A 15,936-nucleotide genomic window follows, 5' to 3' on the forward strand; every position below is an offset into this window, starting at 1 on the left:
ATGAAAGTAAATCCTAATAACTGTTGGGATAAGGCTCTTGAGCTCATTAAGCAAAACGTCACGCCTCAACAGTTTGAAACATGGTTCAAGCCTCTAGTCCTTGAAAATTTCGATGAGAATACAAAGACTATATTGGTACAGGTACCCAGCCCTTTTGTGTATGAGTATCTGGAGGAGAACTTTTTGGGTTTGCTCAGAACGGTCCTTTGTCGCACTTTTTGTGACGGAGCACAACTTGCATATAGAGTAGTAACAGATAAAGAAAATAAACTTACACAAGATATTGAGGCTGATCCTGCTGATGCTGAGCCTAAGAAATCCAGTAATCGTGCAAATCAGTCACCTTCACCTCTTGATGTGGCTATACCTCAGGAAATTGATTCTCAGCTTAATCCTCACCTTACTTTTAAGAATTATGTTGAAGGTTCAAGTAATAAGTTGCCTAGAAGTGTGGGTATGTCTATAGCAGAGCATCCTTCTACCCCTCAGTTTAATCCGATGTTTATTTTTGGACCTTCTGGTTGCGGAAAGACTCATTTGATAAATGCTGTCGGTGTTCATTGTAAACAAATGTATCCTGAAAAGCGAGTACTTTACATCAGCGCTAGATTGTTTCAGGTTCAGTATACAAATGCTGTACTACAGAATACCATTAATGATTTCATCAATTTCTATCAAACTATTGATATGCTTATTGTTGATGACATTCAAGAATGGGCTACTGCTACGAAAACTCAAGACACATTTTTCCATATATTCAATCATCTGTTTAGAAATGGAAAGAGAATAATTCTTGCTAGTGACCGTCCTCCAGTTGAGCTGAAAGGTATGAACGATCGTCTGCTTACTCGTTTCTCTTGTGGACTCATTGCTGAATTGGAAAAGCCGAATGTGGAACTTTGCGTAGACATACTAAACAATAAGATTCGCCGTGACGGATTGCATATTCCTGTTGACGTAATTAGTTTTATTGCATCAACTGCTAATGGTAGTGTTCGTGATCTTCAAGGTGTTATCAATTCTCTTCTTGCATATAGTGTTGTGTATAATTGCGATATTGACATGAAACTTGCCGAGAGGGTAATCAAGAGGGCTGTAAAGATTGATGACAAACCACTTACAGTTGATGATATAATGGATACAGTTTGCAATCATTTTAATGTCACAACTTCTGCGGTAAACGGTAAGAGTCGTAAGCGTGATCTTGTTGTGGCTAGACAGGTGTCTATGTATCTTGCGCAGAAATATACCAAAATGCCTGCTTCTAGAATAGGTAAGCTTGTGGGTAATAGAGATCATTCAACTGTTATTCATAGTTGTTCTCAGATAGAGAAACGACTTAAAGTTGATGTTGCCTTTAAGGATGAGCTTAGCTCTATTGAAACTTCTTTTAGACTTAAATAGTACTTAGATATTTTAATTATATAAATGATATCTCCAGTCATATTGACTGGAGATTTTTTATGTGTTAAACATTGTGATATTTGTATTTCGTATTGAATAAAAGTGTATATTTGCCACTAAATCTATTAATAACCAATTATTTTGCATGAGGACTAAAAATTTATTATTTTCAGCTATGCTGATGATAGCTATGCAATCGTCAGCTCAAGTAAATATCAATGTTGATGTTTACAATAAAGGTGAAGTTATGTCTCCTAACCTGTATGGAATCTTTTACGAGGATATCAATCATGCAGCTGATGGTGGATTGTATGCCGAACTTGTTAGAAATCGTTCTTTTGAGGATAGTAATACCGAAGCTGTGGCTTGGAACTCTTTTGGCGGAGCTACTATGAAGCTTGTTAAGGCTGGCTTGTTGAATAAGGCTCAAGCGCAGGCTTTAGAGGTTGGCTTTGCCGGAAATGGTAAGGCTTCAGGCATTAATAATGATGGCTTTTGGGGAATTAATGCTGTTCAAGGACGCACTTACAAACTGTCTTTCTGGGCTAAAGGTAACCTTGATGGTAAGTTGAAGGTTTGCCTTGGCAATGATAAGAAAGTAGTTGCTGTTACAGAAATCTTGGATAATGTTACCGATAACTGGAAGAAATATAATGCTGAATTTACTTGTCAGGAAAATCAGCCTGATTCTCGTTTATGGATAACTTCTGAGGGCAAAGGTGATGTAGTGTTTGATGTTGTTAGTTTGTTCCCTCCTACATTCAATAATCGTGAGAACGGATTAAGACCAGACTTAGCTTCGATGTTGCTAGCACTTCATCCTAAGTTCTTACGTTTCCCTGGTGGCTGTTTTGTAGAGGGACAGGAAAGTCCAGAAAATGCTTTCCATTGGGAACGTACTATTGGACCGATCGAAGAACGCAATGGCCATAAAAATGTAAACTGGGGATATCGCACAAGTGACGGTCTAGGTTTTCATGAATATTTGCAGATGACAGAAGATTTCGGTGCAAAGCCTTTATATGTTGTGAATATCGGTATTTGGCATGGTGGTTTTACACCGTTGAAGAAAATTCAGCCATGGATTGACGAAGCTTTGAATGCTTTGGAATATGCCAATGGTCCTGTTACATCAAAATATGGTGCCCTTCGTGCAAAGAATGGCCATCCAGAACCTTTCAATATCGAGTATTTGGAGATTGGAAATGAAAATAACCAACCAGATCAAAAGAATCTGAGTGATAAATACTATGAACGTTTCAAACTTTTCAAGAAAGCAATCTTGGCAAAGTATCCTAATATGCATCTGATTGGTGACGTTGCTGCATGGGGTACAGATAATCCTAAATGGAATAATCCAGAGAAGGCTGAACTTATTGATGAGCATTATTATCGCAGCCCAGCTTGGTTTGCAAACAACTTCAAAAAATATGATAGTTATCCACGTGATGGACAGGGAATATATGTTGGAGAATATGCTGTAACTCAAGGGTTTGGTATAAACGGTTCTCTTGATGCTGCTTTGGGTGAGGCAATATATATGATGGGAATGGAGAAGAATTCTGATGTTGTTAAAATGGCATCTTATGCTCCTATCTTTGCCAACTTGAATGATTTGAAGTGGCGACCTGATATGATTCAGTTCAATTCTAGCAATGTTTTTGGCACTCCTTCTTATTATGTTCAGAAGGTTATGGCTGATAATGTTGGTACTCATGTACTCAATGTAGATATAAATGATCCATATACTAAGAAACTGATGGCACGAACTGTTGCTCCTGAAGTTAGTAAGTTTGGATTTGCTACATGGGGAACTAAGGCTTCTTTCTGCTTCGACAGTTTCTCTTCTGAAAATGCTTCTCAGATTAGTGCTGATACATCAAAACCTATGATTGAAATTAATGGTGATTGGAAATCGGATGGTAATATAGTATCACAGACTTCTGACAAGGAAGCTTGTATTGATATTGTGAATGCTGATATTAAGTCTAATCAATATACTCTTAAAGCTAAAGCACGCAAAGATGGTGGCGCTGAAGGATTCATCCTTGTATTCAATTATGTTGATAAGGATAATTACAGTTGGATTAATTTTGGTGGCTGGGGCAATACTCAGCATGGACTTGAGCAGGTCGTTAATGGTTCTAAAATGCAACTTGCTTCTAAACATGGTAGTGTTAAGACTGGTAAATGGTATGATATTACTTTGAAGCAAAATGGTGACAGTATAAAGTGCTGGTTGGATAATGAACTTGTTTTCGATACCAAACTGCAACAGAATACTGCATTGGGAGTGTTCTCAACAGCTTCTTATGATGAGAAGACAGGAGATATTATCGTAAAGGTAGTAAATACAACAGCTGAAGCAAACCAAACAAATATAAACCTTGGTCATTATAAAGCAAAGTCTGCTAAGTTGATTTCGTTATCTTCTTTGAAGGGTACTAATGAAAATTCTATTGATAATCCAACTAATGTTTATCCAATGGAGAGTTCTTTGAGCCCTGCTGATGGAATTGTTTCTCTTGAAATTCCGGCTTACTCGTTGAGTATCGTTAGAATAAAGTAATTATATTGATTCGTCTGAAAATATTTTTCAGACGAATCTCTTTTTATATAGATGCAATAAAAAAAATAGCGCTGCAATCTCACGATTCCGGCGCTAGGTATTTACTAAAATAAATTAACTCAAGTGTGTTTGACTTCTTTCTCACGAGTTCTGTCAAACTTGTAATATATATGCGAAAAATTATTTTTTATTTGCATTTGATATAATTACATATCGAATGCAAATATATAGTATTATTTTCAATTTATCAAGTTATTGTGATAATATTTTAAGAATTATAACAGTATTAACTATCTACGTTCTCTTGATAAATTCACATTAATAGCTGATTTTCTCCATTTATAGTATCCTGCTATCGCTATACAGACGTATAAACCATATAGAAGTGCTTTGAATGGAAGTCCTTTATAAATATAGAGATAACAGCTGATTGCATCAACAAAAATCCAGAATAGCCATTGTTCTACATACTTTCTTGCCAAAGCCCACAAGCCAACGAAACTCATAGCGTTTGTAAATGCGTCAAGTACAGGCACATTTGAATCTGTATAGTTTTTAAGAATCCAATATATTATTCCCCATGCTATAAAAAAGAATATTGTTGCTGGAATGTATAACTTCTTTCTCATGTGAGTAATTGGCAATGCTTCGCCTTTTTTTTGTCCGTTCTTCTTGCCGAATTTCCATATAGCGTACCCATATATGGCGGCTATTGTGTAATAAGCAGCCATACCAGAGTCTCCATATAGTCCATGACTTGCGTATAGCCAGATGTCAAGTGCTGGCATGATAATACCAACTATCCATAGTAATATACTGGCACGATACTCAAGCCAGATGTAAACCAGCCCGAGTATCGTTGTAAATATATCTAATCCGTGTGCGAGTATAAAATCCATCAGAATTTTAGTGTTATATATCCCATAGCGGTAAATCCAGCATTAGGAATGAATCCTATTTGATAATAGCGATTTTCATTTGGATGATTGTATGAGTCAATAATTGATGAGTATACCCATCCACTTGAAGCATAGTGGCGGTCGAAGATGTTGTTGAAGTTTGCACCTATAATCAACTCTTTCATGCCAATCACTTTCTTTGCTATCTTAAATGTATAATTTAGATTAATGTCTGTTTGTGAATAGCAAGGCAGTGAACGGTCGCTGTTCTGTGTATTGTCAAGATATTGACTGCTTACAAAGTTTGTGTGCCATATTGCTTGTGCGCCACGGTAGTGGATATTCACAAATCCGTTTAATATCGTTGAAGGAGAGAAGGCTAGGGTAGAGTTGTCATAGTGTATTGTACGGTATGAATCATCCCAGTCTACACTTGCAGATTCATCAAAGTTTTTGATCTTGTTTCTACTTAGTGCAGCATTTCCTTCAACTGTCAACCATGATAAAGGACTCCAACCTGCTGTAATTTCTGCTCCCATACGATAAGAACTTTTTACGTTTGTTGTAAGATTCTCGCCTATATCACTCTTTTCACCTGTCTGAACAAATTGGTTGCAGTAGTACATGTAATAAAGGTTTATTCCTGCATACCAGTTGCTGCCAGTGTATTCATATCCAAGTTCTATATCTGTAAGGCGTTCTGGTGTTGGGAAAGGATAACTTCCGTTGTCTGTGAAATTGTTGCGTTCTGGCTCACGGTTGCTGTATGCGATAGATGCATAAGCTTTGTGTCCATTGTTCATATATGTGATACCTGCCTTTGGATTTACAAAGTTGTAATTTTCGCTAATGTTAAGTTGTTGGTTGCTATATGTTCCATCGCCATTACTGATAAACTTATCATTGATACCATTAGTTTTATATTCAACAAGTCGCATTTGTATATCCATGAAGGCATCCCAATATTTATTGAAATGATAGTCTGCTTTGAAGAAACCACTGTAATCATATTTATGTGCATCAGAGTCATAATACTTGTAGTTTCCGCTAGACAGATACTTTTCGCTCATCTCTTTGTTAGCAATATAGGTAAGATCACCGAAGTGATTTCCGTGGAATTGTTGAAAGTTTATACCTCCTGTTACATTCCATGTTCCGTCGTTATAATTAATGTTGTATATGGCTCCATAAGTGTTTTGGGCTAGTCCCTTCTTACGTACAAAGTCGGTCTTCTTTACAGTTTCTCCGTCTGAAGTTGTGAAGTTTGCAAGTCCAAACTTCTTTAGTTTGTTGTTTGGACGGAATTCCTTATAATATCCATATCCATAAGTATAGTGGATGGCTATATTATGACTCCAATGTTCGCTTGGCTGCCATACTGCAGAAAGGATGTTATGGTTTTGATAGAAGTTATCTGTGGTCTTATCCCAATAGCTTCCGTCGTTCATCTTGTATCTTTCTGTTATGTAGTTTCCGTTAGCATCTTTTGCAAAATGACCTTTATCGTCATATTTCAGAGCTTCGTAAAGATTATTAAATTTGCCAAGACCAGCTTCATACATATCTTTATATGTCTTCACTCCGTAGTCCATAAGTGACATGTCGTTATCACCGGCAGTAACTCCATTCCAAGCCTGACCTGTTTTCTCGAAGTTTCCTATATTCTTATATCTGATTTGTAAATTGTTGCCAACCCATGTTAGACCACCATAGTATGAACCAGAACGTCCGCCTGTCCCATGGATGTATCCATCGGTTGCTGTCTCATGGTATGCACCATCAAATATAAGATGCTTTCCCATAAGTCCTGTAGAGAAGTTCGCTCCAGTGTTGTATGTGTTGAATGAACCGTAAGAACCTGTTAATTCAAAACTTGGAGTATACGATGGTGCTAGTGTTGCCAATGATACTGTTCCACCAAAAGCTCCGTCTCCATTTGTTGAAGTTCCTATACCACGTTGTATCTGTGCACTACGTATAAGTGCTGAATAACTATTCATGTTTGCCCAGAATACCGTTTGGTCTTCAGGAGAGTTCAAAGGAACTCCGTCAAGCGTTACGTTTATTCTTGAATCAGCCGCACCACGAATGCGAAGATGAGCTGTTCCTGTACCCAATCCATTTTCTCCCCAACCTATTACACCTGGTGTTTGAGCCAATAGGAAAGGTAATTCCTGACCGCTTTTAGAGAATGTCTCCAGTTTTTTTTGGCCTATGTTAGCCACGGCATAGGGTGCGTTTTTCTGCGCTCTTACTCCGTTGACAACAACATCTTGTAGGTTTACCGTTTTTACGGAATCTGTTGTCTCAGCCTTTGTTGCGCCTGCGGCTAACAAAGCTGCAATGATAATCAAATCTTTTTTCATTAAGCTTATTTGTTAATACCTAAATTTTTGTCTATACGTTATCGTCTCTTTGCGATAGGGTACTATTATAGAAATAAACTCGTGGATTTTGTTGTTGTTCCTGCGTCGGCATTATCCGTTTCAGGTTCCATGGGTCTGATCTCAGCATCCGCAATAGCGGTAGCACCCCTTGACATTAAATTCTTTATGTCGATGCAAAAGTAATTAAATAATGTCATACCACCAAAAAAACTTTCATTATAATGCTTTTGTAGAATTTGTATATGAGAATGTATTTAAACAAAAAGAGAACTCTCCAAGATGGAAAGTTCTCTTTATTATTATTTATCTTAATGATAAGTTTGCTTATTTGTTGCAGCTACAAGCTGTCCAAGGCTTAAGTTCCTTAAAGAAATCGTGTCCCTTGTCATCTACAAGAATAAAGGCAGGGAAGTTTTCAACATCGATTTTCCAAATAGCTTCCATTCCAAGTTCTGGATATTCAACACATTCAATACTCTTGATTGAACTCTGTGAAAGTACAGCTGCTACACCACCAATAGTTCCTAGATAGAAACCTCCGTGTTTTTGGCATGCGTCTGTAACAGTCTGTGTGCGGTTACCCTTTGCTATCATGACAAGACTTGCGCCGTTATCCTGGAATTCATCTACATACGGATCCATACGATTTGCTGTCGTTGGGCCCATTGAACCGCAAGCATATCCTTCTGGTGTCTTAGCTGGTCCAGCATATAGAATTGGATGATCCTTGAAATACTGTGGCATATCCTCTCCTGCATCAAGACGGGCTTTAAGCTTTGCATGTGCAATGTCACGAGCAACAATGATAGTACCCTTGAGATTTACACGTGTAGATACTGGATATTTTGCAAGTTCTTCGCGAACTGAGTCTATTCCCTTGTCCAGGTCTATCTCTATTCCCTTTACACCTTCTCCTGGTTTGCTATATTCTGCAGGAATTAGTTCTGATGGATTTGTATCCATCTTCTCCAACCAGATACCGTCAGCATTGATTTTAGCCTTTATGTTACGGTCGGCAGAGCAAGAAACGCCCATACCGATAGGACAGCTAGCACCGTGACGAGGTAAACGTACAACACGGATGTCGTGAGCTAAAGCTTTACCTCCGAATTGTGCACCAAGACCAATCTTATGAGCTTCATCAAGAAGTTTATTCTCAAGATCAATGTCTCTGAAAGCACGACCAGTTTCGTCGCCTGTTGTAGGAAGATTATCGTAATACTTGATAGAAGCCAACTTAACTGTAAGAAGATTCTTTTCTGCAGATGTTCCACCTATTACGAATGCAATATGATAAGGAGGACATGCTGCTGTTCCAAGACTCTTCATCTTCTCAACAAGGAATGGCAGAAGAGTTCCCTCGTTCTGTATTGTAGCCTTTGTCATAGGGTAGAAGTATGTCTTGTTTGCAGAACCACCACCTTTGGCAACCATGATGAAACGATATTCTGCACCTTCTGTTGCTTCGATATCAATCTGTGCAGGGAGGTTACACTTTGTGTTTACTTCATCATACATGTTTAGTGGCGCATTCTGTGAATAGCGTAGGTTGTCTTCAGTAAAGGTGTTGTAGACACCGCGTGAAAGAGCTTCCTCGTCTTCAAAGCCTGTCCAGATCTGCTGACCTTTCTCGCCGTGGATGATTGCGGTACCTGTATCCTGACAGAAAGGAAGTATTCCCTTTACTGCTGTTTCTGCATTGCGCAGGAACTGGAGTGCTACATACTTATCATTCTCGCTTGATTCTGGATCTTTCAGAATCTCGGCTACCTGTAGGTTGTGCTCACGTCTAAGCATAAACTCTACATCGTGGAATGCCTGTTGTGAAAGAAGTGTCAATGCTTCTTTTGAAACCTTTACAATCTGTTTACCTTCAAACTCACTTTTTGTAATACCCTCTTTTGTTAGAAGACGATATTCAGTATCATCCTTGCCCACTTGGAACATAGGAGCATACTTGAACTCAACTTTGTTTGCCATATTTGTTGATAATATTTATAATATGTGTTTAAAATTTGCTGCTTAATAACCGAATATGTCTTTAGTAGAGATGCGCTTTATTGGTGCAATCTTTTCTAAGGCATTCATATTCAGGTTTTTCTCGTCGCCTAGTATGATATATCGATATGGTTTGCTAGCCATATTCTGCTTCTCATAGTTAACGATGTCTTTGAGTGTTACCGATGGGAGTGCGTTATATATTCTGCTGTTGATATCATAGTCCAAACCTTTCTCCTTTGCATTTAGATAAGAGTTAATGATATTCATCTTTGTAACACGCATACTTGCGAGTTGCTTTTGAAGACTTTGCTTTGCTAGATTGAAGTTGGCTTCGTTTTGTGGAATAGTGTCAATAATCTCGTTGAAAACACGTATACAATCCATCATCTTGTCGTTTTGTGAGATGATAAATGTTGTTCCATATTGTGTGTGGTCCTTTATAGGCATATTATAATAATATGCGCTTGCGCTGTATGCCAGTCCACGTGCTTCACGAAGTTCCTGGAATACAACTGTGTTCATTCCGCCACCGAAATATTCGTTGAATATCGCTGCAACAGGAGCTTCAGCTGGATTAAACTTCTTACCTTCGTTGTGATACATCGTCATGTAGATGTTCTTTGCATCATAAGGGGCTAGAAGTATTTCATTCTTTGGAGTCTGTTGTTCCATGTATGGCTTGTTCACTGGTACGTCAGCTAACTTTGTTGCAGTCTTATGATCCTTTGTTATAAGGTTGTCCAACTGCTTTTCTGTTGCAGGACCATAATACAATACTGTATGTTTGTAGTTGCTAAGTTTCTTTATCAATGCCAATATATCGGTTGGATTTGTATTCTTCAACTGGTCAGCAGTGAGGTCATTTCGTACGCTATTATATGTTCCATACATACCGTAAGCTTTAGCAGCTGTGAAATTGCTTCTCTGCTCTTTCTTAGTATCTTCACGGTTCTTTAGTACCATTGCTACATAATTTTGCCATGCTGCAGTGTCAACCTTTGCATTCTTTAATACATTCTCAGCAAGAGCTACAGCTTGTGGCATGTTCTCAGCAAGTCCGCTTAATGATACTGTTATTGTCTTTCCGTTAACATTGATTCCGAAGTTGCATGCAAGTTTGTAGAACTGCTGCTTTACCTGCTCTGCACTAATCTTATCTGTGCCTAATAAATCAAGATAGTTGGCTGCATGTGAGTATCTTACGTCGGCTTCATTTCCGAATTCGTATCTCATTTGCAGATTAAACAACTTGTCTTCAGCATTTTGTTTCATTATAATTGGAAGTCCCTTACTAGTTTTTCCGAATGTAAGATCTTTCTTATAGTCAATGAATTTTGGTTGGATAGGCTTAACCTCTGATGATGTTACATCACGTAGGAATTGACTGCTCTTATCCCTGTTTGTAGGGATTGCTGTAATTTGTGGCTTATCAATCTTCTTCTGATTCTTGTCTTCTCCAATGCGCTTGTAGACACATGCATAGTTGTTGCCGAAGAATTTGTTAGCAAAGTCAACAATATCTTTCTTTGTAAGTTTTGAAATTCTGTCAAGTCTATCTACTTGATCCTTCCAGTCAATACCGTTAATGAAAGATTCAACGAATTTGTTTGCACGGTCCTTGTTGTTTTGTAGAGAGGTGTAATAACTGAGTTTCATATTGTTTATGACTGAAGGAATGAGGTCATCGCTGAACTCGCCTTTCTTCAGTTTCTCAATCTGCTCAAGCATCAATGCGCGTACATCTTCTAACTTCTGACCTTCTTTAGGTCCTCCTTGTAGAAGAAACTCGCTGTAATCGTTTAAGTTCTCAAACCCTGCTGCTGCATATTGAACCTTCATATTTTGGTTAAGGTTCAGATCGAACATACCAGCTTGGCCATTATATAGAATTGACTTAATCACGTCAAGAGTGTCGCATTGTAAATCGCTAGCTTTGTTAGCTTTCCAGCCAAGCATCAGGTTTTCTGCCTCAAGGCCAGTAACCGTTGAGTCTACAGCTGCTGTGAGACTTTTTACTGGTGCGTATTCTGGGCGTGAAAGATTATCGCTCTTCTTCCAGTCACCGAAGTATTTGTCAATAGTAGCTATTACTTCGTCAGGGTTCATGTCGCCAGCCATACATATTGCTATGTTGTTAGGCACGTAATAGCGTTTGAAGTAATTTTTTATATTTAATATTGATGGATTCTTCAGGTGCTCCTGTGTTCCAATCGTAGTCTGTGTTCCATAAGGATGTTTAGGGAATATAATAGCGTTAAGAGCATCGTATTCTTTTTCTCCATCGTTTGAAAGCGATATGTTGAATTCCTCGTACACAGCTTCAAGTTCGGTATGGAAACCACGTATAACCATATTCTGGAAACGGTCGCCCTGAACTTTTGCCCAATTGTCAACTTCGTTTGCAGGTATGTCCTCAACATAGCATGTAACGTCGTTGCTTGTATATGCATTGCTGCCCTCACTTCCTAGAGAAGCCATTAGCTTATCATATTCGTTAGGGATATTATATTTTGCGGCAACTTGTGATATTGAGTCAATCTGGTGATAGTATGCCTTGCGCTTTGCTGCATCGGTAATCTTTCGATAAATCTCAAATCTGTTTTCTATAGAATCGAGTAGGGGTGCTTCTTTCTGAAGATTAGAAGAACCGAAATGTGTTGTGCCCTTAAACATAAGGTGCTCTAGGTAGTGAGCTAGTCCTGTTGTTTCTGCTGGGTCGTTGCGACTTCCTGTACGTACAGCAATATAAGTTTGAATACGTGGCTTTTCTGTGTTTACGCTCAGATAGACCTTCAAACCGTTGTCCAAAGTGTAGATGCGTGCTTGCATAGGATCACCTTTGACAGTGGTGTAGTGATAGTCCTTGGCTATGGCTGTTGAAGCCATTGTCAAAACTATAGACGCTAAAATAATTCTAAGTCTCATGTTATGTTTTTTAGTTTTCAAAATCTATTTCGTGATCCAGATTGTTGATGAAGTCATCGAGCACGTGTTCCTCAACGTCGCCCATGGCATACTCTTTCTCTGCGTCTTTCTTTATTTCGGCAATCCATGCTCGGCGTGCTTTAACATAGTCTATGCGGATACGTTCAACGTCGGCTTCTGTTATCTCGTCGAGCTTGTAGTAGTCAAGTATCATCTTATATGTCCATGCCCATTGATACTCGCGATAATTGTCGTTAATCTCTTCGAATCTTTCTATAACATCTTGTATAGTTTCAATGTCTCCGCTTTTGATATCCTCTAACAAGCGGTATTCCTCGCTTTCAGGCAGTAGAAGCCCGCTGAGATCGTTCCATTTACCTAATCCTATGTTGTCGGTAGGAGGTTCTATTGCTCCAAACCGCTTTACAACTCGTTTCAACACTGCTCCCATATAAATACGGAGTGCTATGTCGTAGTATTTTATTCCCTTATTCAGAGAATCTGCGTTTATAACGTAATTATGATATGTGTAAGCTGTGACATTTGTTCCACTTGCATCGAGAAGTTTTTCAAGAATAGCTTTGCCTTCTAGTATCTCGCCTACTGAAAACGGAGACAACCAATCAAAGTTTACAATACTTTTTTGACTTCCTATTGCTCTTACGTCTCTCTTAGGCCATTTGCGGATGTCACGATACAATCCTACTGTTGTGATGTTTCTTCCAGGAGAAAGGTACATCGTGTCACCGTAGGCGATGAGATATGAAAAAGGAAGATTACGTGTATCTGGATGGTACATCAGTTTGCCGAAACATACCGAGAATGTACCTATGTTTGCTGGCATCAATACGTATGCACCACTTGCTGTCTTGGTTCCTCTTTCTAAAACTCCATAATGCATTGGTCCCATTTTATAGGCGTGGTTTGAGAAGTTTGTCGCGCTTCCTGCATTATAGAAAGAGAACATACCGCCGATTAGCAAACTGCTCTTATGATGGCTGGCTGTAAACGGACCGCAGAATGCAGCGCAAGCCTCTCCGTTGCTCATGTATGAATTGGCGAAGAATATGCTTGATGAAGCTGTAAAGCCATTGCTGATCTGACATGCTTCACCTACAAAACAGTCTTGCATCTTAACGCTGTTAATGATGCTTGAACCTTCGCTGATGATAGAGTTCTCGCAGATTACTCCAGTTCCTATATATACATTTGAGTTAGGAGAACTAAGGATTGTACAGTCGCTTAATCGTGCCGCACCATTTATCTCGCAGTCATCATTGATTACTGTATTGGTGATTTCCTTTGTATTTACAATTTTTACATTGTTTCCTATACATGCCTGATCTTGGCGGTTGCGAGCAACTTCTTCGTTTATGAGACGACGAATGGAATCTTTCAGAGCTCTGTCATTAAAATGTTTTACCATGAAAGCGGCAAACTGACTGTTTAAATCACTGAACAGAATTACGTTTCCGTCACCGACTTCATTTAGAACAGATATAAGATTACCTTCTCCGTATGTAGCACCTTCGGTGGTTTCCATTGAACTGACATTACTTATGTGGCAGTCATCACCGATAGTGTAGTTGTTGATAAAGCTGCCGATATTTTCTATCAGGCAGTTATCGCCGACTGTGACATTACGCAATGTGGCATTGTTTATACCAGAGTGTTTCAGAAATCCACGACTCACTTCTATATTCTTGTCGAAAGCACCTATATTTATTTGTCCATACAGCATCACGCGATGCATGTAGTTAGGCTTGAAATCTTCAGACACGTGAACGTTGGTCCAGTCCTCAGCCCAACAGCTGCGGTCTTCAAGAATAGTAATTTCTTCGTCTGTAAGTTGTCTCATAATTATGGATTGTTAGTCTATTTTTGGATAGAGAAAATCATTGTAAGGGTACTTTTGCACATGCAACTCACGCACTTTTTTGTATAATATAGTACGGAATTCGTCAACGTTTTCCTTCTCCTTAGCACTTATAAACAGACAGTTGTCGTTAAGTTGTGCCATCCATGTCTTCTTTAGCTCCTCAAGAGTTATATTCTCTTTGGTTTCAGGAGTGAGATCGTCTGGTTCCTTGTCAAGCCAATGATAGTTATCTATTTTGTTAAATATGATCATTGAAGGCTTTTCGCTGCAATCAAGGTCCTTGAGTGTCTTTTCGACCACCTGTATCTGCTCTTCAAAGTCAGGATGAGAGATGTCTACAATATGTAGCAGAATATCTGCTTCGCGCACCTCATCAAGCGTACTCTTGAAAGAGTCTACAAGGTCGGTGGGTAATTTGCGGATGAATCCAACGGTATCGGCAAGAAGAAACGGTAGATTTTCTATAACAACCTTTCGTACCGTTGTATCCAACGTAGCAAAAAGTTTGTTTTCTGCAAAAACTTCGCTCTTAGCCAACATGTTCATAATCGTGCTTTTACCAACGTTGGTATAACCTACGAGTGCTACACGTATCATCTGTCCGCGGTTTTTGCGCTGGGTAGTCTTCTGCTTATCTATTTCTATCAGACGCTCTTTTAGTAGTGTTATACGCTGTAGAATTATTCGGCGGTCCATTTCAAGCTGGGTTTCACCTGGTCCACGGAGTCCTACCGAACCTTGCCCTCCACCAGAGCCAGAACCACCACCCTGTCTTTCAAGGTGAGTCCAAAGTCGTTGTAGTCGTGGAAGCATATAGCGGTTTTGAGCCAGTTCAACCTGAGTTTTTGCGTTAGCTGTCTGAGCACGCATGGCAAATATATCCAGTATCAGCGATGTGCGGTCAAGGATCTTAACCTGCAATTCGTTTTCAATGTTTCTCGTTTGTTTAGCAGACAATTCATCATCAAAAATGACCATGGCGATAGGTTCTTCGTTCTCTTCGCAGTCTTTAATATATTGTTTAATCTCTTCAAGTTTTCCCTTACCGACGTATGACACGGAATTAGGTCCGGTTACTCTTTGAGTATACCTTTTAACCGTTACTGCACCGGCTGTGTCTGCAAGAAATTCAAGCTCGTCAAGATACTCCTTAGTTTTGGATTCATCTTGATTACTTGTGATAAGACCAACTAAGATAGCAGTCTCGTTCTTGACTTCGGATATAACTAATTCTTTCATTAATTGTATATGTATATAATTATTGTGCAAAAATAATAAATTCGATTGACAATTAATATAAACCTATCTATTATTTTTTTAATAATGTAGGTGTCGTAATGATAAAATAGTATCAGTTGAGTAGTGTGATGACACTTATTTCGTCGCAAACGTTTACGTAACTTTTTACGTAAAAAAATGATGCCCATTTGATTTAAATCAATCTTTTATATATCTTTGCATCGTTATAAAAGACACAAAACTGATTTTCAATAAGATCATAACTACAATAAAGCAAACTGCTGAAACATTTAAAAAATGAGAAATTGCTCCGACGTGATGTCGGAGCTTTTTTCATTTACAAGGTTGGTGCTGTGTGACATTTCAAGTGCTTAATAATTTTTAGATGATTTCATTCAGGTTTCTGAATCAGAAAAGTACTTATGCTTCTCTATTATGTGATTTTTTTATTACCTAGTAAATCTTTTAAAATAAAAAGATTCCTAAAAAGTTTAAAATAGCCAAAAAACCTCCACTGTTGATATAATACACTGATATATAATACTTTGAAGGTGGAGGTCGTCTTCCACTATCTTCCACTAACCTCCACCTTTTTGTAAAACATTAAGAAATATAGAGCCGATGCTAAGTCTA

General features: G+C 38.6%; 8 protein-coding genes and 1 riboswitch. Of the genes, 2 read left to right on the forward strand and 6 right to left on the reverse strand.

What is annotated here, in order from left to right; genetic code table 11:
* Together dnaA and HEQ28_RS00010 are read left to right on the forward strand one after the other, a co-directional pair.
* Entirely contained in the window at positions 1 to 1,404 is a 1,404-nt protein-coding gene (dnaA, locus tag HEQ28_RS00005; protein ID WP_434503159.1) for a chromosomal replication initiator protein DnaA, read from the forward strand.
* A gap of 145 nt (positions 1,405 to 1,549) precedes the next feature.
* Positions 1,550 to 3,973 carry an alpha-L-arabinofuranosidase C-terminal domain-containing protein gene (locus tag HEQ28_RS00010; RefSeq protein WP_434503160.1) on the forward strand — a complete coding sequence of 808 codons (2,424 nt, stop codon included), beginning with the start codon at positions 1,550 to 1,552 and terminating at the stop codon, positions 3,971 to 3,973.
* A gap of 290 nt (positions 3,974 to 4,263) precedes the next feature.
* Here the strand turns inward: HEQ28_RS00010 and pnuC are convergent, their stop codons facing one another.
* The 6 genes from pnuC to hflX all read right to left on the reverse strand — a co-directional run bounded on the left by pnuC (position 4,264) and on the right by hflX (position 15,303).
* Positions 4,264 to 4,872, reverse strand: a complete 609-nt coding sequence (pnuC, locus tag HEQ28_RS00015) for a nicotinamide riboside transporter PnuC (protein WP_434503161.1) — start codon at positions 4,870 to 4,872, stop codon at positions 4,264 to 4,266.
* Positions 4,872 to 7,238: a TonB-dependent receptor gene (locus HEQ28_RS00020; RefSeq protein WP_434503162.1), complete on the reverse strand. Its 2,367-nt coding sequence runs from the start codon at positions 7,236 to 7,238 to the stop codon at positions 4,872 to 4,874. The genes pnuC and HEQ28_RS00020 overlap by 1 nt, the downstream gene beginning before the upstream one ends.
* Positions 7,239 to 7,318: 80 nt before the next feature.
* Positions 7,319 to 7,418: riboswitch (TPP riboswitch) on the reverse strand.
* Positions 7,419 to 7,583: 165 nt separating this feature from the next.
* Complete coding sequence (locus HEQ28_RS00025; protein WP_434503163.1) at positions 7,584 to 9,239, reverse strand: fumarate hydratase; 1,656 nt, start codon at positions 9,237 to 9,239, stop codon at positions 7,584 to 7,586.
* A 42-nt stretch (positions 9,240 to 9,281) separates the two neighbouring features.
* Positions 9,282 to 12,185 carry a M16 family metallopeptidase gene (locus HEQ28_RS00030; protein WP_434503164.1) on the reverse strand — a complete coding sequence of 968 codons (2,904 nt, stop codon included), beginning with the start codon at positions 12,183 to 12,185 and terminating at the stop codon, positions 9,282 to 9,284.
* 10 nt (positions 12,186 to 12,195) lie between these two features.
* The gene (locus tag HEQ28_RS00035) at positions 12,196 to 14,043 is read right to left on the reverse strand and encodes a DUF4954 family protein (protein WP_434503165.1); all 1,848 of its coding nucleotides are present in this window, start codon (positions 14,041 to 14,043) and stop codon (positions 12,196 to 12,198) included.
* Between the two features lie 12 nt (positions 14,044 to 14,055).
* Positions 14,056 to 15,303 carry a GTPase HflX gene (gene hflX, locus HEQ28_RS00040; protein WP_434503166.1) on the reverse strand — a complete coding sequence of 416 codons (1,248 nt, stop codon included), beginning with the start codon at positions 15,301 to 15,303 and terminating at the stop codon, positions 14,056 to 14,058.
* Between the last annotated feature and the right edge of the window lie 633 nt (positions 15,304 to 15,936).

The sequence above is a fragment of the Prevotella sp. genome (genome assembly GCF_051059605.1).
GTDB lineage: Bacteria > Bacteroidota > Bacteroidia > Bacteroidales > Bacteroidaceae > Prevotella.